Annotated in this window: 20 protein-coding genes; 15 read left to right on the plus strand and 5 right to left on the minus strand. The window is 54.8% G+C overall.

Annotated features, from left to right (window positions below; all coding sequences use genetic code 11):
• The 13 genes from atpH (at position 1) to VH86_RS15515 (ending at position 14,705) form a co-directional block, all read left to right on the plus strand.
• Complete coding sequence (gene atpH, locus VH86_RS15455; protein WP_034830043.1) at positions 1-534, plus strand: F0F1 ATP synthase subunit delta; 534 nt, start codon at positions 1-3, stop codon at positions 532-534.
• Positions 535-548: 14 nt separating this feature from the next.
• Positions 549-2,090: a F0F1 ATP synthase subunit alpha gene (atpA, locus tag VH86_RS15460; protein WP_045833459.1), complete on the plus strand. Its 1,542-nt coding sequence runs from the start codon at positions 549-551 to the stop codon at positions 2,088-2,090.
• Positions 2,091-2,142: 52 nt separating this feature from the next.
• Positions 2,143-3,009 carry a F0F1 ATP synthase subunit gamma gene (gene atpG, locus VH86_RS15465; RefSeq protein ID WP_045815089.1) on the plus strand — a complete coding sequence of 289 codons (867 nt, stop codon included), beginning with the start codon at positions 2,143-2,145 and terminating at the stop codon, positions 3,007-3,009.
• Between the two features lie 63 nt (positions 3,010-3,072).
• Positions 3,073-4,470, plus strand: coding sequence for a F0F1 ATP synthase subunit beta (gene atpD / locus VH86_RS15470; RefSeq protein WP_034830039.1), 1,398 nt, complete (start codon positions 3,073-3,075; stop codon positions 4,468-4,470).
• Positions 4,471-4,494: 24 nt separating this feature from the next.
• Positions 4,495-4,914 (plus strand): F0F1 ATP synthase subunit epsilon, encoded by a 420-nt coding sequence (locus VH86_RS15475; RefSeq protein ID WP_034830038.1) that lies wholly within the window; start codon positions 4,495-4,497, stop codon positions 4,912-4,914.
• Between the two features lie 267 nt (positions 4,915-5,181).
• Entirely contained in the window at positions 5,182-6,558 is a 1,377-nt protein-coding gene (gene glmU, locus VH86_RS15480) for a bifunctional UDP-N-acetylglucosamine diphosphorylase/glucosamine-1-phosphate N-acetyltransferase GlmU (RefSeq protein ID WP_045833460.1), read from the plus strand.
• Between the two features lie 235 nt (positions 6,559-6,793).
• Complete coding sequence (glmS, locus tag VH86_RS15485) at positions 6,794-8,623, plus strand: glutamine--fructose-6-phosphate transaminase (isomerizing) (protein ID WP_045815087.1); 1,830 nt, start codon at positions 6,794-6,796, stop codon at positions 8,621-8,623.
• A gap of 176 nt (positions 8,624-8,799) precedes the next feature.
• On the plus strand, positions 8,800-9,843 hold the full coding sequence (gene pstS / locus VH86_RS15490) for a phosphate ABC transporter substrate-binding protein PstS (RefSeq protein ID WP_045833461.1): 1,044 nt from the start codon (positions 8,800-8,802) through the stop codon (positions 9,841-9,843).
• 90 nt (positions 9,844-9,933) lie between these two features.
• Positions 9,934-10,896: a phosphate ABC transporter permease PstC gene (gene pstC / locus VH86_RS15495; RefSeq protein ID WP_038643966.1), complete on the plus strand. Its 963-nt coding sequence runs from the start codon at positions 9,934-9,936 to the stop codon at positions 10,894-10,896.
• Entirely contained in the window at positions 10,893-11,780 is an 888-nt protein-coding gene (pstA, locus tag VH86_RS15500) for a phosphate ABC transporter permease PstA (RefSeq protein WP_045833462.1), read from the plus strand. The genes pstC and pstA overlap by 4 nt, the downstream gene beginning before the upstream one ends.
• A 44-nt stretch (positions 11,781-11,824) precedes the next feature.
• Positions 11,825-12,598 (plus strand): phosphate ABC transporter ATP-binding protein PstB, encoded by a 774-nt coding sequence (gene pstB / locus VH86_RS15505; protein WP_034830029.1) that lies wholly within the window; start codon positions 11,825-11,827, stop codon positions 12,596-12,598.
• A gap of 14 nt (positions 12,599-12,612) precedes the next feature.
• Positions 12,613-13,347, plus strand: coding sequence for a phosphate signaling complex protein PhoU (phoU, locus tag VH86_RS15510; protein ID WP_038643963.1), 735 nt, complete (start codon positions 12,613-12,615; stop codon positions 13,345-13,347).
• 119 nt (positions 13,348-13,466) lie between these two features.
• Positions 13,467-14,705, plus strand: a complete 1,239-nt coding sequence (locus tag VH86_RS15515) for an MFS transporter (RefSeq protein WP_045815084.1) — start codon at positions 13,467-13,469, stop codon at positions 14,703-14,705.
• Between the two features lie 234 nt (positions 14,706-14,939).
• Here the strand turns inward: VH86_RS15515 and yieH are convergent, their stop codons facing one another.
• On the minus strand, positions 14,940-15,599 hold the full coding sequence (gene yieH, locus VH86_RS15520) for a 6-phosphogluconate phosphatase (protein WP_045815083.1): 660 nt from the start codon (positions 15,597-15,599) through the stop codon (positions 14,940-14,942).
• Positions 15,600-15,749: 150 nt separating this feature from the next.
• On the opposite strand from yieH, the gene VH86_RS15525 reads away from it, so the two are divergent.
• On the plus strand, positions 15,750-17,063 hold the full coding sequence (locus VH86_RS15525; protein ID WP_038643959.1) for an NCS2 family permease: 1,314 nt from the start codon (positions 15,750-15,752) through the stop codon (positions 17,061-17,063).
• A 31-nt stretch (positions 17,064-17,094) separates the two neighbouring features.
• Here the strand turns inward: VH86_RS15525 and VH86_RS15530 are convergent, their stop codons facing one another.
• On the minus strand, positions 17,095-17,844 hold the full coding sequence (locus VH86_RS15530) for a 4'-phosphopantetheinyl transferase superfamily protein (RefSeq protein ID WP_045833463.1): 750 nt from the start codon (positions 17,842-17,844) through the stop codon (positions 17,095-17,097).
• Positions 17,845-18,135: 291 nt separating this feature from the next.
• Here VH86_RS15530 and VH86_RS15535 point away from each other — a divergent pair, with 291 nt between their 5' ends.
• On the plus strand, positions 18,136-18,645 hold the full coding sequence (locus VH86_RS15535; RefSeq protein WP_045833464.1) for a flavin reductase family protein: 510 nt from the start codon (positions 18,136-18,138) through the stop codon (positions 18,643-18,645).
• Positions 18,646-18,688: 43 nt separating this feature from the next.
• Here the strand turns inward: VH86_RS15535 and VH86_RS15540 are convergent, their stop codons facing one another.
• The 3 genes from VH86_RS15540 to yidC all read right to left on the minus strand — a co-directional run bounded on the left by VH86_RS15540 (position 18,689) and on the right by yidC (position 22,549).
• Positions 18,689-19,279, minus strand: coding sequence for a malonic semialdehyde reductase (locus tag VH86_RS15540; protein ID WP_038643955.1), 591 nt, complete (start codon positions 19,277-19,279; stop codon positions 18,689-18,691).
• 175 nt (positions 19,280-19,454) lie between these two features.
• Positions 19,455-20,819 carry a tRNA uridine-5-carboxymethylaminomethyl(34) synthesis GTPase MnmE gene (gene mnmE / locus VH86_RS15545; protein WP_038643954.1) on the minus strand — a complete coding sequence of 455 codons (1,365 nt, stop codon included), beginning with the start codon at positions 20,817-20,819 and terminating at the stop codon, positions 19,455-19,457.
• A gap of 83 nt (positions 20,820-20,902) precedes the next feature.
• Positions 20,903-22,549, minus strand: a complete 1,647-nt coding sequence (gene yidC, locus VH86_RS15550; protein WP_045833465.1) for a membrane protein insertase YidC — start codon at positions 22,547-22,549, stop codon at positions 20,903-20,905.

Raw genomic sequence — 22,549 nt, forward strand, 5'->3', positions numbered from 1 at the left:
ATGTCTGATCTGATTACTGTAGCTCGCCCCTACGCCAAAGCAGCTTTTGACTTTGCTGTTGAGCATCAAAGTATCGATCGTTGGCAGACCATGCTGGCGTTTGCCGCTGAAGTGGCTCGCAACGAACAGATGGCAGATCTCCTTTCCGGTGCGCTCGCGCCGGAAGCTTTGTCTGCTTCTTTCAACGCGGTATGTGGCGATCAACTTGATGAACCCGCTCAGAACCTGATTAAGGTAATGGCGGAAAACGGACGTTTGACAGCACTTCCAGCGGTACTGGAACAGTACATCCAACTGCGTGACGCTTATGAAGCGACCGCCGAAGTGGATGTGATTTCTGCCAGTACCCTGAGTGACAGCCAGCTGAGTAAAATCAGCGCCGCGATGGAAAAACGTCTGTCACGCAAAGTTAAGCTGAATTGCAAAATTGACAAGTCTGTAATGGCAGGTGTGGTTATCCGTGCGGGTGACCTGGTCATTGATGGTAGCGTACGCGGCCGTCTTGATCGTCTGGCAGACGTCTTGCAGTCTTAAGGGGACTGGAGCATATGCAACTGAATTCCACCGAAATCAGCGAACTGATCAAGCAGCGCATTGCTCAGTTCAATGTGGTGAGCGAAGCTCACAACGAAGGTACTATTGTTTCTGTAAGTGACGGTATCATCCGCGTACACGGCCTGGCCGATGTGATGCAGGGTGAGATGATTGCCCTGCCGGGCAACCGTTACGCTATCGCACTGAACCTCGAGCGTGACTCGGTTGGTGCAGTAGTGATGGGCCCGTACGCTGACCTCGCCGAAGGCATGAAGGTTAAATGTACTGGCCGTATTCTTGAAGTTCCAGTTGGCCGTGGCCTGCTGGGCCGTGTGGTGAACACCCTGGGTGCACCGATCGACGGTAAAGGCGCAATCGACAACGACGGCTTCTCGCCGGTTGAAGTGATTGCACCGGGCGTTATCGACCGTCAGTCAGTAGACCAGCCTGTTCAGACCGGTTACAAATCTGTCGATGCGATGATTCCAATCGGCCGTGGCCAGCGTGAGCTGATCATCGGTGACCGTCAGACCGGTAAAACCGCAATGGCAATCGACGCCATCATCAACCAGCGCGATTCAGGCATCAAGTGTGTCTACGTTGCGATTGGCCAGAAAGCGTCAACCATTTCTAACGTGGTACGTAAGCTGGAAGAACACGGCGCGTTGGCTAACACCATCGTCGTTGTGGCTTCTGCTTCTGAATCCGCTGCACTGCAATACCTGGCGCCATACGCCGGTTGCGCAATGGGTGAGTACTTCCGTGACCGCGGTGAAGATGCCCTGATCGTATACGATGACCTGTCTAAGCAGGCTGTTGCTTACCGTCAGATTTCTCTGCTGCTGCGCCGTCCACCAGGTCGTGAAGCATTCCCAGGCGACGTGTTCTATCTCCACTCTCGTCTGCTGGAGCGTGCATCACGCGTTAGCGCTGACTACGTTGAGCGCTTCACCAACGGTGAAGTGAAAGGCCAGACCGGTTCTCTGACCGCGCTGCCAATCATCGAAACTCAGGCGGGTGACGTTTCTGCGTTCGTTCCGACCAACGTAATCTCGATTACTGATGGTCAGATCTTCCTGGAATCAAACCTGTTCAACTCCGGTATTCGTCCAGCCGTTAACCCGGGTATCTCTGTATCCCGTGTTGGTGGTGCTGCACAGACCAAGATCATCAAGAAACTGTCCGGTGGTATCCGTACCGCGCTGGCACAGTATCGTGAACTGGCTGCGTTCTCTCAGTTCGCATCTGATCTGGATGATGCAACCCGTAAACAGCTGAGCCACGGTCAGAAAGTGACCGAGCTGCTGAAACAGAAACAGTATGCGCCGATGTCTGTCGCGCAACAGGGTCTGGTGCTGTTTGCTGCTGAGCGCGGCTTCCTGAACGACGTTGAACTGGCGAAAATCGGTAGCTTCGAAGCCGCCCTGCTGGCGTTCGCGGATCGCGACCACGCTGAGCTGATGGCTGAAATCAACCAAGCGGGCAACTTTAACAACGACATCGAAGCGAAGCTGAAAGGCCTCCTCGAAACGTTTAAAGCAACCCAGTCCTGGTAATGTCTGGCGGCTTGTCTGAAAAGGCAGGCCGCAAGGCTTTGAGGAGAAGCTAATGGCCGGTGCAAAAGAAATACGTACCAAGATTGGAAGCGTAAAAAATACGCAGAAGATCACCAAAGCGATGGAAATGGTCGCCGCCTCCAAAATGCGTAAAACGCAGGAACGCATGGCGGCCAGCCGTCCGTATGCAGATACCATGCGCAAAGTGATTGGTCACCTTGCTCTCGGTAATCTGGAATACAAGCACCCTTACCTGGATGAGCGTGACGTTAAGCGCGTCGGCTACCTGGTCGTTTCGACTGACCGCGGGCTTTGTGGTGGTTTGAACATTAACCTGTTCAAAAAATTGCTGGCAGATATGAAGGGCTGGGCTGATAAAGGTGTGCAGAGCGATCTGGCCATTATCGGTTCTAAAGGCAATTCATTCTTCGGCTCTGTCGGTGGCAACATCGTGGCACAGGTCACTGGTATGGGCGACAAGCCTGCACTGTCTGATCTTATCGGCCCGGTAAAAGTGATGTTGCAGGCCTATGATGAAGGTCGCATCGACAAGCTGTATATCGTCGGCAACAAGTTTAATAACACCATGTCTCAGACTCCGACCATTACCCAACTGCTGCCGTTACCGCCAGCGGAAGGTGAAGAAGAGATGAAGGCGAAGACCTGGGATTACCTGTACGAACCCGATCCGAAAGCGCTGCTGGATACCCTGCTGCGCCGTTATGTCGAATCGCAGGTTTATCAGGGTGTGGTGGAAAACCTGGCCAGTGAGCAGGCTGCACGTATGGTGGCAATGAAAGCTGCAACCGATAACGGCGGAAACCTGATCAAAGAGCTGCAGTTGGTTTACAACAAAGCTCGTCAGGCCAGCATCACCCAGGAACTTACCGAGATCGTCTCGGGAGCCTCCGCGGTTTAACCAGGCATATATCCTGTCGCGCGAGCGCGGCCGGATATTCTCGTATTAGGTAGAGGATTCAAGATGGCAGCTGGAAAGATTGTCCAGATTATCGGCGCCGTAGTTGACGTCGAATTCCCTCAGGACGCGGTACCGCAGGTATATAGCGCGCTTGAGGTTCAAAATGGTGACGCTCGTCTGGTGCTGGAAGTTCAGCAGCAGCTGGGTGGTGGCGTGGTTCGTACCATCGCCATGGGTACTTCTGACGGCCTGAAGCGCGGTCTGCAAGTTACCGACCTGAAAAAACCGATCCAGGTACCGGTTGGTAAAGCAACCCTCGGCCGTATCATGAACGTATTGGGCGAACCAATCGACATGAAAGGCGACCTGCAGAATGATGACGGCACCACCGTAGAGGTTTCCTCTATTCACCGTGCTGCGCCTTCTTATGAAGATCAGTCTAACTCGCAAGAGCTGCTGGAAACCGGCATCAAGGTTATCGACCTGATGTGTCCGTTCGCTAAGGGCGGTAAAGTCGGTCTGTTCGGTGGTGCGGGTGTAGGTAAAACCGTAAACATGATGGAGCTGATCCGTAACATCGCGGCTGAGCACTCAGGTTACTCGGTATTTGCTGGTGTGGGTGAGCGTACTCGTGAGGGTAACGATTTCTACCACGAAATGACTGACTCCAACGTTATCGATAAAGTAGCGCTGGTGTATGGCCAGATGAACGAGCCGCCGGGTAACCGTCTGCGCGTAGCACTGACCGGTCTGACCATGGCGGAGAAATTCCGTGATGAAGGCCGTGACGTTCTGCTGTTCATCGACAACATCTACCGTTACACCCTGGCCGGTACTGAAGTATCAGCACTGCTAGGTCGTATGCCATCTGCGGTAGGCTACCAGCCAACGCTGGCAGAAGAGATGGGTGTGTTGCAGGAGCGTATTACCTCCACTAAGACCGGTTCAATCACCTCTGTACAGGCCGTTTACGTTCCTGCGGATGACTTGACTGACCCGTCACCAGCAACCACCTTTGCTCACTTAGACTCAACCGTTACGCTGAGCCGTCAGATCGCCTCTCTGGGTATCTACCCCGCCGTTGACCCGCTGGATTCAACCAGCCGTCAGCTGGATCCACTGATCGTGGGTCAGGAGCACTACGACGTTGCGCGTGGCGTACAGTCTCTGCTGCAGCGTTACCAGGAACTGAAAGACATCATCGCCATCCTCGGTATGGACGAGCTGTCTGAAGAAGACAAACTGTTGGTGGCACGTGCGCGTAAGATTCAGCGCTTCCTGTCTCAGCCGTTCTTCGTTGCTGAAGTCTTCACCGGTTCTCCAGGTAAGTACGTGACCCTGAAAGACACTATTCGTGGCTTCAAAGGCATCATGGAAGGCGAATTCGACCACCTGCCAGAGCAGGCGTTCTACATGGTCGGCGCTATCGAAGAAGCTGTAGAAAAAGCGAAGAAACTGTAATAACGGTTTCCCAGGAGGAATAGTATGGCTATGACTTATCATCTGGACGTTGTCAGCGCGGAGCAACAAATGTTCTCCGGTCTGGTTGAGCGCATCCAGGTGTCAGGTAGCGAAGGTGAGCTGGGTATTTACCCTGGCCACGCCCCGCTGCTGACAGCCATCAAGCCTGGTATGATTCGCATCGTGAAACAGCACGGCGAAGAGGAGTATATCTACCTCTCTGGCGGCGTGCTGGAAGTACAGCCGGGCAGCACGACCGTTCTGGCCGACACCGCGATTCGCGGTGAAGACCTCGACGAAGCGCGCGCGCTGGAAGCGAAACGTAAAGCAGAAGAGCACATGAACAGCAGCCATGGTGACGTGGACTATGCTCAGGCCTCTGCGGAACTGGCGAAAGCTATCGCGAAACTGCGTGTAATCGAGCTGACCAAGAAAGCGATGTAATCAGGCTTTATGCGTCACGAAATGCCAGCCCATTGGGTTGGCATTTTTTTTGCGCGCGATAAATCGCCCCGCTTTGGGTGAGTGCGATGTTGTCGTGCTCAGCCGACCGATTGCATCGGCAAAATGCATCGTGTGATGTCCAGGCCGGAACTGGTTTTATCCCCGATCATCCTTTCATCTTTATCCGCTAATTTCGCCCCGAGAAAAATGTAGTAATCTCAGGGGTAAACCTTACACTTTCGAAAGTTAAATTGAGTCTGGATAGTTATGTCTACAAGCGCGATGAGTGTGGTGATCCTGGCCGCTGGCAAAGGCACCCGAATGTATTCCGATCTGCCGAAAGTTCTGCATACCCTGGCAGGCAAACCGATGGTTCAGCATGTGATCGATGCCGCGACCGGCCTCGGTGCCCAGCAGCTGCATCTGGTGTACGGTCACGGCGGCGATTTATTGCAAGAGAAACTGGCCCACAATACCTTGAACTGGGTATTGCAGGCTGAACAGCTGGGTACCGGCCATGCGATGCAGCAGGCGGCACCTTTCTTTGCTGATGACGAAGATATTTTGATGCTGTACGGCGACGTACCGCTGATCTCCCAACCGACATTGCAACGCCTGCGTGATGCCAAACCTGAAGGCGGCATCGGTTTGCTGACGGTGGTGTTGGATAATCCGACCGGTTATGGCCGCATTGTGCGTGAAAATAACACGGTGACAGGCATTGTTGAGCAGAAAGATGCCTCAGCCGAACAGCTGAAAATCCCTGAGATTAACACCGGCATTCTGATTGCTAACGGCGGGGACCTAAAACGCTGGCTAGCACAGCTGAATAACAACAATGCGCAGGGTGAATTCTATATCACTGACATCATTGCCATGGCGCATCATGAAGGCCGCGTGATCAATGCGGTGCACCCGGCCCGTATCAGCGAAACCGATGGCGTGAACAATCGTCTGCAGCTGGCCACGCTTGAGCGCGCATATCAGAGCGAGCGGGCAGAACAACTGCTGCTGGCGGGCGTCATGCTGCGCGATCCTGCTCGTTTTGACCTGCGCGGAACGCTGCAACATGGACGTGACGTCGAAATCGATACCAACGTTATCATCGAAGGCACGGTGACATTGGGCAACCGCGTCAGGATAGGCGCTGGGTGCATCATCAAAAACAGCGTGATTGGCGATGATTGCGAAATCAGCCCTTATTCAGTCATCGAAGATGCCTCTTTAGCCGCTGCCTGCACCGTAGGTCCGTTCGCGCGTCTGCGCCCTGGCAGCGAGTTGGCGGAAGAGGCACACGTTGGCAATTTCGTTGAGATGAAAAAGGCCACCCTGGGCAAAGGCTCTAAAGCTGGCCATCTCTCTTATCTCGGTGACGCCGAAATTGGCGCGGGTGTGAATATCGGTGCAGGCACCATTACCTGTAACTACGATGGCGCGAATAAATCGAAGACCATTATCGGCGACGATGTGTTTGTCGGCTCCGATACCCAGCTGGTGGCTCCGGTCACCGTCGCGGCTGGCGCGACCATCGCAGCAGGTACTACGGTAATGAAAGATGTCACCGCAGCCGATTTGGTCTACAACCGTAAAGAACAGAATCAGAAGTCTGGCTGGCAGCGTCCGGTTAAGAAAAATAAATTTTAAGGGTCGGCAAAGATCGGCCCGTGAAAAAAACTACCCGAAATCATTCGAGTTTCAGAAAGGTGGTAAGCGCGAATCCTCAGTCACTGACTTCAGTCAGTGACTGAGGTGAATGCGCCTGGCCAACGCACCTGAAATTTGAAGTATGAAGGGTAGATCCCCCACTCTCTACAAGGCTCGGGGAAATCAGGTCAGAAGACAACGCAATGGCCGAAAGCCATGAAGTCAGGAAACTATTATGTGTGGAATTGTTGGTGCAGTAGCGCAGCGTGATATCGCAGAAATTCTGCTGGAAGGTCTGCGTCGTCTTGAGTATCGCGGTTATGACTCTGCGGGTCTGGCCGTTGTCGATCGCCAGGGACATATGACGCGTCTGCGTCGTCTTGGCAAAGTGGCTAATCTGGCCGAAGCCGCAGAGCAGCAGCCACTGATTGGTGGCACTGGTATTGCTCATACGCGTTGGGCAACCCACGGTGAGCCATCAGAAGCCAATGCGCATCCGCATGTCTCTGAGCACATTATCATTGTGCATAACGGTATCATTGAGAACCATGAGCCATTGCGTGCGCAGATGATCGAACGCGGTTACCAATTTGCCTCCGAAACCGACACCGAAGTGGTGGCGCATCTGGTGCACTGGGAGCAGAAGCAGGGCGGCACATTGCGCGAAGTGGTACTGCGCGTGATCCCGCAACTGCGCGGTGCTTATGGCATGGTGATCATGGACAGCCGCGATCCCTCCGTGCTGGTGGCTGCGCGTTCTGGTAGCCCCTTGGTGATTGGCCGTGGCGTGGGTGAAAACTTTATCGCTTCTGACCAACTGGCGCTGCTGCCGGTGACCCGCCGCTTTATGTACCTGGAAGAGGGCGATATTGCGGAGATTACTCGCCGCGAAGTCACCATCATCGATCGTGATGGCAAACCAGCCAAACGTGCGGAAATCGAATCCACCGCGCAGTACGATGCCGGTGATAAAGGTGCCTATCGTCACTACATGCAGAAAGAGATCTACGAGCAGCCGAACGCGATTAAAAACACCATTACCGGTCGTTTTAATCATGGGCAAATCGATCTCAGTGAACTGGGTGCCAATGCCGAAGCCTTGCTGAGCAAGGTTGAGCATATCCAGATTATCGCCTGCGGTACCTCGTATAACTCCGGGATGGTGTCACGCTACTGGTTTGAGTCGCTGGCCAACATTCCTTGCGATGTGGAAATCGCCTCCGAATTCCGCTATCGCAAATCCGCTGTGCGTAAAAACAGCCTGCTAATCACCTTGTCGCAATCGGGTGAAACCGCCGATACGCTGGCCGCACTGCGTCTGTCAAAAGAACTGGGTTATCTTGGATCGCTGGCCATTTGTAACGTTGCCGGCTCTTCGCTGGTGCGTGAATCCGATCTGGCGCTGATGACCAAAGCCGGCACCGAAATTGGTGTGGCCTCGACCAAAGCCTTCACCACCCAATTGGCAGTGTTGCTGATGCTGGTGGCGAAACTGGGTCGTCTGCACGGTATGAAGCCGGAAACCGAGCACGAGATCGTGCATGCGCTGCAGGCCTTACCGAGCCGTATTGAGCAGATGCTGGCACAAGACAAAGTGATTGAAAGCCTGGCGGAAGGTTTCTCGGATAAGCATCATGCGTTGTTCCTGGGCCGTGGCGATCAGTATCCGATCGCGATGGAAGGCGCGCTGAAGCTGAAAGAGATCTCCTACATCCACGCAGAAGCCTACGCCGCCGGAGAGCTGAAACACGGCCCGCTGGCGCTGATTGATGCCGATATGCCAGTGATTGTCGTTGCGCCGAATAACGAGCTGCTGGAGAAGCTGAAATCGAACATTGAAGAGGTGCGCGCGCGCGGCGGTCTGCTGTATGTGTTTGCCGATCAGGATGCGGGTTTCAGCGACAGCGAGGGCATGAAAATCATCTCACTGCCACACGTCGAAGAGGTGATTGCACCGATCTTCTACACCGTGCCGTTGCAGCTGCTTTCGTATCATGTTGCGCTGATTAAAGGCACCGACGTTGACCAGCCACGTAACCTGGCAAAATCGGTTACCGTTGAATAATCTATAAAAAGGGCGGGCCTGCAACGGGTCCGCTTGCTTTTTAAACGGTGTCATATAACTGTCATATTTCGTACATTTCACTGTCATCAAACTGTCCTATTTTCCCTCCAGCAGCAATCACTGACTCCTACTAAAAAGGCATTGAGCCTGATTTTTTTAAATCCCCTGGAGGGAACATGACACTGATGCGTACATCCGTAGCCCGAATCCTCGCCGCCACCTTCGCAGTAAGCGCGGTATCTGCTTTTGCAGCCACCGACCTGACTGGCGCTGGCGGTACATTCCCGGCACCGGTTTATGCCAAGTGGGCAGCAGAATACAAGCAAGCCACCGGTAGCAAAATCAACTATCAGGGTATTGGTTCTTCAGGCGGCGTTAAGCAGATCATCGCTAAAACCGTTGATTTCGGTGCGTCAGATGCGCCGATGGCTGATGCCGATTTGGAAAAAAATGGTCTGTTCCAGTTCCCTACCGTTATCGGTGGCGTGGTGCTGGCCGTTAACATCCCAGGCGTGAAATCAGGTGAATTGACTCTCGACGGCAAAACCGTTGGCGACATCTACCTGGGCAACATCAAAAAGTGGAATGACCCGGCGATCACTAAACTGAACCCCGGCGTGAAACTGCCAGACACCAACATCAACGTGGTTCGCCGTGCTGATGGTTCAGGTACTTCTTTCGTGTTCACCAGCTACCTGTCTAAAGTCAACGCAGACTGGAACAGCAAAATTGGTAAAGGTAACACCGTTAACTGGCCAACCGGTCTGGGTGGTAAAGGTAACGACGGCGTAGCTGCATTCGTACAGCGTCTGCCGGGTTCAATTGGCTACGTTGAATATGCGTACGCTAAGCAGAACAACCTGACCTACACCAAACTGGTTGATGCTGACGGTAAATCTGTTGCACCAAGCGAAGCCAGCTTTGCTAACGCAGCCAAAGGCGCAAACTGGAGCGAGTCTTTCGCTCAAGACCTGACCTTCCAGAAAGGCAACGATGCATGGCCGATCACCTCAACCACTTTCATCCTGATCTACAAAGACCAGGCGAATGCTGAGAAAGGTGCTGAAGTGCTGAAGTTCTTCGACTGGGCTTACAAAGGCGGCAGCAAAACTGCAACCTCACTGGATTACGCCGCGCTGCCAGAAAGCGTTGCTAACCAGATTCGTACTGCCTGGAAAGCGAACATCAAAGACAGCTCAGGCAAAGCGATTTACAAGTAAGTGAATGACCCGGTCAGTCTCCCCTGACTGACCAACCCGATGGGCGGCATGGTATGCCGCCCTGAACTTCCTCTGAGAACCGAGAAACTTATGGCTGCCACTAAGCCGACGTTCAAAGCCCCAGGTAAACAAGGTGACATGATTTTCGGCGCGCTGGTGAAACTTTCCGCGCTTATCGTGTTGTTGTTGATGGGTGGCATTATCGTCTCCCTGATTTTCTCCTCCTGGCCAAGCATCCAAAAATTTGGTTTTTCCTTCTTATGGACCAAAACCTGGGATGCGCCAAACGAACAATTTGGTGCGCTGGTACCGATTTACGGCACCCTCGTCACCTCCATCATTGCCTTGATCATCGCTGTGCCGGTGAGCTTTGGCATTGCGCTGTTCCTGACGGAACTGGCGCCAAACTGGTTGCGTCGCCCGCTGGGTACCGCGATTGAGCTGCTGGCCGCGATCCCGAGTATCGTTTACGGCATGTGGGGCCTATTCATCTTCGCCCCGCTGTTCGCTGAGTACTTCCAGACGCCGGTCGGCAACGTGATGTCGAACATTCCGATTGTGGGCACCCTGTTCTCAGGCCCGGCATTCGGTATCGGTATTCTGGCGGCAGGTGTCATTCTCGCCATCATGATCATCCCGTACATTGCTTCGGTGATGCGTGATGTGTTTGAGCAGACGCCAGTAATGATGAAAGAGTCCGCTTACGGCATTGGTTGCACCACGTGGGAAGTGATCTGGCGCATCGTGCTGCCATTCACCAAAAACGGCGTAATCGGTGGCGTGATGCTCGGTCTGGGTCGTGCTTTGGGTGAAACCATGGCGGTGACCTTTATCATCGGTAACACCTACCAGCTCGACAGCGCCTCGCTGTTTATGCCGGGCAACAGCATCACCTCTGCGCTGGCGAACGAATTCGCTGAAGCCGAGTCGGGTGTGCACGTGGCCGCGCTGATGGAACTGGGTCTGATCCTGTTCGTGATTACCTTTATCGTGCTGGCGATCTCTAAACTGATGATCCTGCGTCTGGCGAAGAGTGAAGGAGCCCGTTCATGACAGCTATTGAAATGCAGGCTCGCGCTGAGCTGGAAGCGTCTCGCCGCAAAATGCAGGCGTGGCGCAGTACCAAAAACAAAATCGCTCTGACCTTGTCGATGCTGACCATGGCCTTTGGCCTGTTCTGGCTGATTTGGATTCTGTTCACTACCGTCACCAAGGGCATTGATGGTCTGAGCTGGTCACTGTTCACCGAATCTACCCCGCCGCCGAACACTGCGGGTGGTGGTTTAGCCAACGCCCTGGCAGGCAGTGGGTTACTGATTCTGTGGTCAACGGTGATTGGTACACCGCTGGGTATCATGGCCGGTATCTATCTTGCCGAGTATGGTCGCAAGCACTGGCTGGCAGAAGTGATTCGTTTCATCAACGACATCCTGCTTTCTGCCCCCTCCATTGTGGTCGGTCTGTTCGTCTACACCATCGTGGTGGCACAGATGCAGCACTTCTCTGGCTGGGCGGGTGTGGTGGCGCTGGCGCTGTTACAGATTCCTATCGTGATTCGTACCTCGGAAAACATGCTGCGTCTGGTACCAGACAGCATGCGTGAAGCGGCTTATGCACTGGGTACGCCGAAGTGGAAGATGATTTCTGCCATCACGTTGAAAGCCTCGGTATCCGGGATTATCACCGGTGTGCTGCTGGCCGTGGCACGCATCGCGGGCGAAACCGCACCGCTGCTGTTTACTGCGCTGTCGAACCAGTTCTGGAGCACCGACATGATGCAGCCGATCGCCAACCTGCCGGTGACGATTTTCAAATTCGCCATGAGCCCGTTTGCCGAGTGGCAAAGCCTGGCATGGGCGGGTGTGTTGATCATTACCCTGTGCGTGCTGCTGCTGAACATTGTCGCGCGAGTGGTTTTCGCCAAGGGCAAACATTAATTTCCCGGCGCGGCTTCGGCGGCGCTGCACATGAGAGATGAGCAATGAGTATGGCAACGACTTCTGCCGGTAAAATTCAGGTTCGCAATCTGAACTTCTATTACGGAAAGTTTCACGCTCTGAAGAACATTAACCTGGATATCGCGAAGAACCAGGTCACCGCCTTCATCGGACCATCAGGCTGTGGTAAATCCACCCTGCTGCGCACCTTCAACAAAATGTACTCGCTCTATCCAGAGCAGCGTGCTGAAGGTGACATTCTGTTGGATGGCGACAATATTCTGGCTTCCCATCAGGATATCGCCCTGCTGCGCGCACGCGTGGGCATGGTGTTCCAGAAGCCAACGCCGTTCCCGATGTCGATTTATGACAACATCGCGTTTGGCGTACGTCTGTTTGAAAAGCTGTCACGTGCCGATATGGACGAGCGTGTGCAGTGGGCGCTGACCAAAGCAGCGCTGTGGAATGAAACCAAAGACAAGCTGCATCAGAGCGGTTACAGTCTCTCCGGCGGTCAGCAGCAGCGTCTGTGCATCGCACGCGGCATCGCGATTCGCCCGGAAGTGCTGTTGCTGGATGAGCCATGCTCAGCCCTCGACCCGATCTCTACCGGTCGTATTGAAGAGCTGATCACCGAGCTGAAGCAGGATTACACCGTGGTGATCGTGACGCACAACATGCAGCAGGCCGCGCGTTGTTCTGACCATACCGCTTTCATGTATCTGGGCGAGCTGATCGAATTCAGCGACACCGATACACTGTTTACTAAGCCCGCGCAGAAGCAGACCGAAGATTACATCACCGGTCGTTACGGCTGATTCAGGAGACGCACATGGACAATTTGAATCTGAACAAACACATCTCCGGTCAGTTCAACGCGGAGCTGGAACACATTCGCACCCAGGTGATGATCATGGGTGGCATGGTGGAGCAGCAGCTTACCGATGCCATTACCGCGATGCACAACCAGGATGGCGAGCTGGCACGTCGCGTGATCGACGGTGACCAGAAGGTCAATATGATGGAAGTGGAGATTGATGAAGCCTGCGTGCGCATCATCGCCAAACGTCAGCCTACCGCCAGCGACTTGCGCCTGGTGATGGCAATCATCAAGACCATCTCTGAGCTGGAACGTATCGGTGACGTCGCTGAGAAAATCAGCCGCACGGCGCTGGAGAAGTTCAGCCAGCAGCACCTGCCGCTGCTGGTGAGCCTGGAGTCTCTGGGTCGCCACACCGTGCAGATGCTGCACGACGTGCTGGATGCCTTCGCGCGTATGGATCTGAATGAAGCCATTAAGATCTATCGTGAAGATAAGAAGGTCGACAAAGAGTACGAAGGCATTGTGCGTCAGCTGATGACCTACATGATGGAAGATCCACGCACCATCCCAAGTGTACTGACGGCGCTGTTCTGTGCCCGCGCTATCGAGCGTATCGGTGACCGTTGCCAGAACATCTGCGAAATTATCTTCTATTTCGTTAAAGGTCAGGATTTCCGTCACGTTGGCGGCGACAAGCTGGATGAACTGCTGTCAGGTGATGACGGCAGCAATAAACCCTCTTAATTGCCGTTTCGGCTGCCTGTTGCCACTGTAGCAAACAGGCAGCCATCTTCATTTCTGATTGGTCTCCGCGATTCCCTCTCTTTATACTTGGCGCACTTTTTTCTGCCAGGTGCTGTTAAATGTCTTCCCCAATAACGAAAAAAAACGCCGTGACGCCGGCAAAAGCGATGGTTGCTGCCATTAGTGGCTATGCGATGGACGGCTTCGATCTGTTAATTCTGGGCTTTATGTTACCGGCAATCAGCGTCTCGCTGGCGCTCGATCCCTCTCAGGCCGGTTCGCTGGTCACCTGGACGCTGATCGGCGCGGTGATCGGTGGCATTGTGTTTGGTCATCTCAGCGATCGCTATGGTCGTATCCGTATTCTTACCGTGACGATCCTGATGTTCTCAATCTTCACCGGGCTGTGCGCGGTGGCGCAGGGCTACTGGGATCTATTGGCCTACCGCACGCTGGCGGGCGTGGGCTTAGGCGGTGAGTTTGGTATTGGCATGGCGCTGATTGCGGAAGCCTGGCCGAAGGAGAAGCGTAATCGCGCCTCGGCATGGGTCGGCATTGGCTGGCAGCTCGGTGTGCTGCTGGCCGCCTTTATCACGCCGCCATTGCTGAGCGTGATTGGCTGGCGCGGCATGTTCCTGGTGGGCTTACTGCCTGCGCTGGTGTCGTTTGTGATTCGCCGCAGTATGGGCGAGCCGGAAGGCTTCACGCGTCACGTGGAAAAAACACCGCAGCTGTCGTTCGCCGCACGTATCAAACTGCTGTTTGCCGATCGTGCCACCAGCAAAGCCAGTCTGGGCATCTTTATTCTCTGCTCGGTGCAGAATTTCGGCTACTACGGTCTGATGATCTGGATGCCAAGTTACCTCTCATCCAGCTTTGGTTTTAGCCTGACCAAATCCGGCTTGTGGACGGCGGTGACCGTGGTGGGCATGACCTTTGGTATCTGGCTGTTTGGCGTATTGGCCGATCGCTTCGCGCGCTGGAAAATCTTTCTGCTGTACCAGTTTGGCGCGGTCGCCATGGTGGTGGTGTATGCGCAGTTGCGCGATCCTACCGTCATGCTGTTTACCGGCGCGATCATGGGGATGTTTGTGAACGGCATGATTGGCGGTTACGGCGCGCTGATCTCGGACACCTTCCCACCTCAGGCGCGCGCAACCGCGCAGAACGTGTTGTTCAACCTTGGACGCGGTGTCGGCGGCTTTGGTCCACTGGTGATTGGTCTGCTGGCGGCGCAAATCTCGTTTACCGCGGCGATCACGCTGCTGGCGCTGATTTACCTGCTGGATATCGTGGCGACGTTGTTCCTGCTGCCGAAGAAGCAGAGTAACGAGGATTCGCTGGGCGCGATTGGCTAAGGCGTTTAGGTTACCTGGTGCGCATAAATGCGCACCCGATTAGATCTTACCTGCGAACTGTTCAAAATCGCACACCGGCCTCTGTAGGGGTAGCACCAGGTTCCACCGGGCACACAGGGAACAGATCAGACCGACCACAGAGGTTACACTTTTGTGGTCAGTCGATTTGAATCATGCATTGCCCGGACATCCTGCGCCGGTTTCTGCAGGGGCGACATTCATGCCGCCCTGGGTTTACACCAAATCCCAACCCCTTGCGCGCCACAGCGCTGGCAATTGCGCCATATCGTCAAAGCGCGTCACCAGCGGATGATCCAACTCCGGATTGTGCGCATCAGCGCAATAGTAAAATACCGGAATGCCCGCCGCGATCCCCGCACGCGCACCGGCCTCTGAATCATCCACCAGAATGCACTTCTCAATCGGCACCTGCATTTGCTCCGCCGCGTGATACATCAACTCGGGGTCGGGCTTCCAGTGGTTAATGTCATAACCGCTGTATAGCCGACCTTCGAGGTATGGCAGCATGCCGGTTAAACCCAGCGAGTGCTGCATCTTCTTCACTGTCCCGTTCGAGACCACGCACATCGGCACTTTCACGCTTTCCACCAGCGCTTTGGCACCGGCAATCGGCTTCAGGTCGAGGTCAAACAGGCGGGCGACATCAGCGCGATAGGCGGTTTCGAATTCTTCAATGGGAACGTCGATTTGATGCTGCGCCAGTACATCCCGCACGATGTCATAGAGCTTAACCCCTTTGTACTGCTCAAACATCTGCTGCAAAGAGAGCTCAATACCGTATTGGGCAAAGGTGTTGACGTAAGATTGCGTACAGATCACTTCACTGTCGACCAGCGTACCGTCGCAATCGAAAAACACACATTCAACTGACATCGCACATCATCCTTTTATTAAACAACCAGCTGACACTCTAGCGCACTCAGCGCAGAAAGCGACCCCGGCAACCGTTTGCGAATAATCAGTGTTTTGCCCGACTAAAATCTATAGGATACGCGGCGATAAATTTTTTTCCGGGACAGTTGAATGAACAATCAGGGCTTGTTGCAGCGCATCTTTAAGCTGCAGGAACACGGCACAACCGCGCGCACCGAAGTGATCGCCGGTTTCACGACTTTCCTGACGATGGTGTACATCGTCTTTGTAAACCCGCAAATTTTGGGCGCGGCAGGCATGGATACCCAGGCGGTGTTTGTCACCACCTGTTTGATAGCGGCCTTTGGCAGCATCCTGATGGGGCTGGTGGCGAATTTGCCGGTGGCACTGGCACCGGCGATGGGGCTGAACGCTTTCTTCGCGTTTGTGGTGGTTGGCGCCATGGGTTACTCATGGCAGGTTGGCATGGGGGCGATCTTCTGGGGGGCGCTCGGTCTGCTGATCCTCACGCTGCTGCGCGTACGTTACTGGATGATTGCCAACATCCCAATGAGCCTGCGCGTCGGCATCACCGCCGGTATCGGCCTGTTTATCGCTATGATGGGGCTGAAAAACGCCGGTATCATCGTGCCGAATGCCGACACCATTGTGACGGTCGGGAACCTGACCTCGCATAGCGTACTGCTGGGGGCGCTGGGCTTCTTCATTATCGCGATTCTGGCCTCACGCAATATCCACGCGGCGGTGCTGGTATCAATTGTGGTCACTACGGCGATTGGCTTGGCCATTGGCGATGTGAAATTCAGCGGTGTGTTTGCCGCGCCGCCGGCAGTGACATCGGTGGTGGGTCAGGTCGATATTAAAGGGGCGTTCAACATCGGTATGGCGGGAGTGATCTTCTCCTTTATGCTGGTCAACCTGTTCGACTCTTCCGGCACGCTGATCGGTGTCACCGATAAGGCCGGACTGACCGATGAAAAGGGCACTTTCCCGCGCATGAAGCAGGCGCTGTATGTCGATAGCATCAGCTCGGTGACCGGTTCGCTGATCGGCACTTCTTCGGTGACGGCGTATATCGAAAGCTCTTCAGGTGTGGCGATTGGTGGCCGCACCGGTTTGATGGCGGTGATCACCGGCATTCTGTTCCTGCTGGTGATGTTCCTGTCGCCGCTGGCTGCGATGGTGCCGGCCTATGCGGCCGCTGGAGCGCTGATTTACGTTGGCGTATTGATGACGGCATCGCTGTCACGCGTGCGCTGGGACGATCTTACCGAAGCGGTCCCGGCGTTTGTCACGGCGGCGATGATGCCTTTCAGCTTCTCGATCACCGAAGGTATCGCGCTGGGCTTCATCTCGTACTGTGTGATGAAGCTTGGCACAGGACGCTGGCGTGAAATCAGCCCGTGCGTGGTGATTGTTGCCCTGTTGTTTGTGCTAAAAATCGCGTTTATCGACGCGCACTAAAAATAACAGGCCGCGATTGCGGCCTGTTTTGTTAGAGATGTCCGATTTCTTGCGGTGTGGGAGTGAGGCTGGTCAGACGCAGCGAGCGCGGGCCAATATTCGGTTTGCTCATTTCAACGTTGCGCAATGGCTGCCATTGCTGCTGTGCATCAATCTCCCACAGGCATAAGCGCTCAGTGCCCGGAGAGAGCGCGCACGACCACACCAGCATCGGCTCGGCATCACATACCGCCTGAATATCCGGAAACACGCTGGAGCGCAGACGGCCGGCAGCAGGGTGCAACTGCAGCGAACCGGCACCGTTTTCACTTTCACCCGTTAATTTGAGGATGCTCTGGCGCAGCGTCCAGATTTGCGTCACCGCTTCCATGAAATCCTGCTGCGCGTTGATCCACGCCTTTTCACCGGATGAGAGATCCTGCGTGAGCGTGTCCTGCGTCTGACGGCTGTGGGCGCGGACAATCTCCATATCCAATCCCGCCCGCCCGCCTTCTTCCGCCAGCAGCACACCGACCATATTACCGGCGTACGCAATACTAAAGTCAGGGAGGTTTGGATCGGCAAAGCAAGGACGTCCGCTGCTGGTGGTCACAAGCGGCGGGAGTTCACGAATGCCATAAACACGCAGCATGAGCTGAGCCAGCAATTCGCGTGCGGCAAGAAAACGGCTACGGCGCTTGTCAGGGAAGCGCTCGGCGCTGTTAATCACATCCTGTGGAACCCGCAACTGCTCTGAAGAGAGCGGCGAGTTACCCATGCAACGTACAAAATGACTAGCCATCTGTCGCTCCGTGAAAATGGTCAGATAATCATCAGGGCTATTGTAGGAATTTTCTCAGAGGTTTGCATCCGGCATAACATGGAATGACCAAAAATCAGATAAGACCGAAGCGGCGGCTAATCCCATCCGATGAATTTGCATATAACGCTTTTGCTGATTTTGCGCGGATAGGGTGCCGTAAAGTCTGAGGTAGTGTAGGATTTGGGCAACCAAAAGCACATCGAAGTGCGTGAACAATCCACCTCAAGATAATCGTGCCCATCGCAGCAGCATGCACGTCGGAGTTTTTTTATGTCAGTAACTTCACTTACTCGCCAGGAATCAATCTCACTTGATGAATTTCGTCATGGTATGCGCCGCCTGACCGCAGGCGTTTCTTTAGTGACCACCGAGTTTCAGGGCGAAAAGCTGGGTCTGATTGCGACCTCCGTTAGCTCACTGGCTGCCGAGCCGCCAAGCCTGCTGGTGTGTGTTAACCGTAGTGCATCCAGCCACGACGCATTTGTGAATGCTGGCCATTTCGCTGTGAACGTCTTGCGTGAACAGCATGACGATTTATGCGCGCAGTTCAGTCAGTCTGCACGTCGCGCAGAACGCTTCCAGAGCGGTGAGTGGCAAACGCTGAACACCGGTGCACCGGTGCTGGCTGATGCATTGGTGAGCTTTGACTGCCAGCTGGAGAAAGTGGTGGAGTGGAATACCCACAGCGTGCTGCTGGCGCGCATCGTTGGCATTTCACTGTCAGGTGAAGCGGCGGAGCCGATGGTGTACTTCAATAGCGGTTTTCACTCGCTGGGCTAATGTGAGTGACAGGCGTCGCGCAATGCCCGACGCCTGGAATCAATCAGGCAAATTTGCTGGCTTCATCAAAGCCAAGGCGCGGTAAACGCGCATGCAGTTTGCTGGCTTCACCGTAGCCAAGGTTAATCAGTAAATTCACCTGCCATTTGCTTTCGCTAAAGAAGGCTTCATTGACTTTTGACGGGTCAAAACCGGACATCGGGCCGGCATCCAGCCCCAGCGAACGTGCCGCCAGAATTAAATATCCTGCCTGCAGGCTGCTATTGCGGAAGGCCGTCTCTTTCGCCAGATCCGGGCTGCTGGTGAACCAGCTGCGTGCATCACCGTGCGGGAAGAGTTTGGGCAGCGCTTCATAGAACTCAGGATCCCACGCCACGATCACCGTTGCCGGTGCTGCCATGGTTTTGTCCACGTTGCCAGAGGAGAGTGCAGGTTTCAGCTTCTCTTTGCCTTCCTGCGAAGTGACAAACACGAACCGTCCTGGTGAACAGTTGGCTGAAGTCGGGCCGAGCGCGGTCAGGCTATAGAGTTGCTGCAGCACATCATGAGAAATCGGTTTGTCCTGCCAGTAGCTGTGGGTGCGAGCGTCATTGAACAGCGCGTTCAGCGCCACGCTGTCAAGCGGTGTACTCATGTTTCTCTCCTGTTCAGGCAGCAACTTGCGCCTAATATTTAGCATCAATCGTGGGTGAGCCCGGTACGCTTTAGCACGGGTCAGCGATCGTTATACTGCAAAGGAGAGGGGGTGCCAAATAACAAAGACGCATGTTTCCCCCAACCAAACAGTGATGGGGGAAACAGGGGGAGGATTACTTCCCAATACAGAAGCTGGAGAAAATCCTGCCGAGCAGATCGTCGGAGGTAAACTCACCGGTGATCTCGCTCAGTGCCTGCTGCGCCAGACGCAGCTCTTCCGCCAGCAGTTCACCCGCCCATGCACCCAGCAGCTGGTCTTTACCCTGCTGTAAGTGAGTGGCTGCTAACTCCAATGCCTGCAGATGGCGTCGGCGTGCCAGGAAGCCACCTTCCATATTGCCAGAGAAGCCCATGCTCTGTTTCAGATGGTCGCGCAGTGCATCCACGCCTTCCCCTGTCCGTGCAGAGAGACGAATCAGTGAGTGGTCATTCACTTCTGTCAGACCCAGCACTTCGCCGGTCATATCGGCTTTGTTACGCACCACGGTAATCGGCAGTTGTGCCGGTAAACGTGCGACAAAATCAGGCCAGATTGCGGCCGCTTCTGTGGCGTCGGTGGTGGTGCCATCCACCATAAACAGCACGCGATCGGCTTGCTCGATTTCCTGCCAGGCGCGTTCAATTCCAATGCGCTCAACTTCATCACTGGCTTCACGCAGCCCCGCAGTATCGATGATGTGCAGCGGCATGCCGTCGATATGAATATGCTCACGCAGCACGTCACGCGTGGTGCCAGCGATATCGGTGACAATCGCGGCTTCACGACCGGCGAGGGCATTCAGCAAGCTGGATTTACCGGCATTAGGACGACCAGCAATCACCACTTTCATTCCTTCACGCAGCAAACTGCCCTGACGCGCTTCGGCACGCACGTTATCAAGATCGCCGATCACCGCATTTAGCTGACCTTCGATTTTGCCATCAGACAGAAAATCGATCTCCTCATCCGGGAAGTCGATAGCGGCCTCCACGTAGATGCGCAGGTGAGTGAGTGCTTCCACGAGTGTATTGATGCGCAGGGAAAATGCGCCTTGCAGTGAGTTTACGGCGGAGCGTGCGGCCTGCTCTGAACTGGCGTCGATCAGGTCGGCGATCGCTTCCGCCTGCGCCAGATCGAGTTTGTCGTTGAGGAACGCACGTTCGGAGAATTCACCCGGCTGAGCGATGCGTACACCCGACAGCGCGACGATGCGTTTCAGCAGCAGATCCAGAATCACCGGGCCGCCGTGACCCTGCAGCTCCAGCACATCTTCGCCGGTGAAAGAGTTGGGGCCAGGAAACCACAGCGCAATCCCCTGATCCAGCACGCTGCCATCCGCATCGTTGAACGGCAAGTAGTCGGCATAGCGCGGTTTCGGCAATTTGCCGAGCACGGCTTGCGCGACGTCAGCGGCTTTGGCGCCGGAAATACGCAGAATGCCGACGCCGCCACGGCCGGGAGGTGTCGCCTGGGCAACGATAGTGTCGCTGTGGCTCATGTCTTTCTCTCTTTTCACATAAAAAAACAGGGCGACATAAATGCCGCCCCTTGAGTATACGCTGCTGTTGTTGCAGTCAGACGTTACGCTTTCTTCTTGTCGCGGCTGTGCAGACCACGTTTTTCCAGCCCGCGATAAATCAGCTGCTGCTGGAGGATGGTCACCAGGTTACTGACGATGTAGTACAGCACCAGACCCGCAGGGAACCACAGGAAGAACACGGTAAAGATAACCGGCATATAGGTCATGATCTTCTGCTGCATCGGATCGGTCACGGTGGTCGGTGACATCTTCTGAATGAAGAACATGGTGATACCCATGATAACCGGCAGAATGTAGTACGGATCCTGCGCGGACAGGTCATGAATCCACAGAATGAACGGTGCATGACGAAGTTCAATCGAACCTGACAGCATGTAGTACAAGGCCAGGAAGATTGGCATCTGGATAACCAGAGGTAAGCAGCCGCCCAGCGGGTTCACTTTCTCTGCCTTGTACAGCGCCATCATTTCCTGGCTCTGCTTCTGCTTGTCATCGCCCAGACGCTCACGCATGGCCTGAATCTTCGGCTGCAGCATGCGCATCTTCGCCATGGAGGTGTACTGCGCTTTGGTCAGCGGGTACATGATGCCACGAACGATGAAGGTGATAACGATAATCGAGAAGCCCCAGTTACCGATAAAGCTGTGCAGGAACTTCAGCAGCTTAAACAGTGGCTGAGAGATGAACCACAACCAGCCGTAATCTACGGTCAGATCCAGGTGAGGCGCGATAGCCGCCATTTTGTCCTGGATTTCCGGGCCTAACCACAGGGTCGCGCCGAGGTCTTGCTGTGCGCCAGCTGCTACGGTAACCGGTGCAGATTTATAACCGATAGCCGCAATGCCATTGCCGAGGTTGCTGGTGTACAGCGTATTGTTACCCTGAGTGCGCGGCACCCATGCTGTGGCGAAGTACTGCTGCAGCATCGCCACCCAACCATTGCTGGTGGTCGCGTTCAGGTTCTCGTTATCCGCGATGGTATCGAATTTGTATTTTTCGTATTTCGCTTCGCTGGTCGAGTACGCTGCGCCACGGAAGGTGTGCAGGGCAAAGTTATTGCTGCCGGTATCGCGGTGCTTCGGCAGATCAATGGTCTGCTTCAGCTGACCGAACATCGACACTTCCAGCGGCTGCTGCGAGGCGTTATTGATGTTGTAGTCAACGTTAACCGCGAAGTCGCCACGCTTGAACACGAAGGTTTTGGTATAAACCACACCTTTTTCATCGGTCCAGGTCAGTGGTACACGCAGCTCGGTCTGGCCATCGGCCATCTCGAAGTGATCCTGAGTGGTGGTGAACAGCGGACGAGCGCCATTGTTCGGGTTATCCGGGCCATTACGACCGGTTAAGCCACTCTGCGCCTGATAAACGAAGGCAGGGGTGGTTTCCAGCAACTGGAACGGTGCGTCTGAACCCAGTTTGTCTGGGTAAGTCAGCAGCTGTGCCTGCTCAATATCGCCACCGCGAGTATTGATGCTGAGTGACAGGACATCAGTCTTAACGGTGATCGTTTGGCCCTGACCGCTAGCCGGCACGCCGGAAGAGGCGGCATCACCCGCTGCGCTGCTTGTGTTCTGCGTGGTCTGAGTCTGCTGTGGCTGCGGAGCGTGGTCCGTCTGCCAGGCTTGCCAGATCATAAAAGACACGAACAGAAAAGCGATGAGAAAGAGATTGCGTTGCGAATCCAT

This window comes from Pantoea sp. BL1 (assembly GCF_000963985.1).
Classification (GTDB): domain Bacteria; phylum Pseudomonadota; class Gammaproteobacteria; order Enterobacterales; family Enterobacteriaceae; genus Pantoea; species Pantoea rwandensis_B.

Excerpts from the sequence above, each read along its gene's own strand:
- atpH (WP_034830043.1), top strand. The coding sequence starts at position 1 with ATGTCTGATCTGATTACTGTAGCTCGCCCCTACGCCAAAGCAGCTTTT.
- atpA (WP_045833459.1), top strand. The coding sequence starts at position 549 with ATGCAACTGAATTCCACCGAAATCAGCGAACTGATCAAGCAGCGCATT.
- atpG (WP_045815089.1), top strand. The coding sequence starts at position 2,143 with ATGGCCGGTGCAAAAGAAATACGTACCAAGATTGGAAGCGTAAAAAAT.
- atpD (WP_034830039.1), top strand. The coding sequence starts at position 3,073 with ATGGCAGCTGGAAAGATTGTCCAGATTATCGGCGCCGTAGTTGACGTC.
- VH86_RS15475 (WP_034830038.1), top strand. The coding sequence starts at position 4,495 with ATGGCTATGACTTATCATCTGGACGTTGTCAGCGCGGAGCAACAAATG.
- glmU (WP_045833460.1), top strand. The coding sequence starts at position 5,182 with ATGTCTACAAGCGCGATGAGTGTGGTGATCCTGGCCGCTGGCAAAGGC.
- glmS (WP_045815087.1), top strand. The coding sequence starts at position 6,794 with ATGTGTGGAATTGTTGGTGCAGTAGCGCAGCGTGATATCGCAGAAATT.
- pstS (WP_045833461.1), top strand. The coding sequence starts at position 8,800 with ATGACACTGATGCGTACATCCGTAGCCCGAATCCTCGCCGCCACCTTC.
- pstC (WP_038643966.1), top strand. The coding sequence starts at position 9,934 with ATGGCTGCCACTAAGCCGACGTTCAAAGCCCCAGGTAAACAAGGTGAC.
- pstA (WP_045833462.1), top strand. The coding sequence starts at position 10,893 with ATGACAGCTATTGAAATGCAGGCTCGCGCTGAGCTGGAAGCGTCTCGC.
- pstB (WP_034830029.1), top strand. The coding sequence starts at position 11,825 with ATGAGTATGGCAACGACTTCTGCCGGTAAAATTCAGGTTCGCAATCTG.
- phoU (WP_038643963.1), top strand. The coding sequence starts at position 12,613 with ATGGACAATTTGAATCTGAACAAACACATCTCCGGTCAGTTCAACGCG.
- VH86_RS15515 (WP_045815084.1), top strand. The coding sequence starts at position 13,467 with ATGTCTTCCCCAATAACGAAAAAAAACGCCGTGACGCCGGCAAAAGCG.
- yieH (WP_045815083.1), bottom strand. The coding sequence starts at position 15,599 with ATGTCAGTTGAATGTGTGTTTTTCGATTGCGACGGTACGCTGGTCGAC.
- VH86_RS15525 (WP_038643959.1), top strand. The coding sequence starts at position 15,750 with ATGAACAATCAGGGCTTGTTGCAGCGCATCTTTAAGCTGCAGGAACAC.
- VH86_RS15530 (WP_045833463.1), bottom strand. The coding sequence starts at position 17,844 with ATGGCTAGTCATTTTGTACGTTGCATGGGTAACTCGCCGCTCTCTTCA.
- VH86_RS15535 (WP_045833464.1), top strand. The coding sequence starts at position 18,136 with ATGTCAGTAACTTCACTTACTCGCCAGGAATCAATCTCACTTGATGAA.
- VH86_RS15540 (WP_038643955.1), bottom strand. The coding sequence starts at position 19,279 with ATGAGTACACCGCTTGACAGCGTGGCGCTGAACGCGCTGTTCAATGAC.
- mnmE (WP_038643954.1), bottom strand. The coding sequence starts at position 20,819 with ATGAGCCACAGCGACACTATCGTTGCCCAGGCGACACCTCCCGGCCGT.
- yidC (WP_045833465.1), bottom strand. The coding sequence starts at position 22,549 with ATGGATTCGCAACGCAATCTCTTTCTCATCGCTTTTCTGTTCGTGTCT.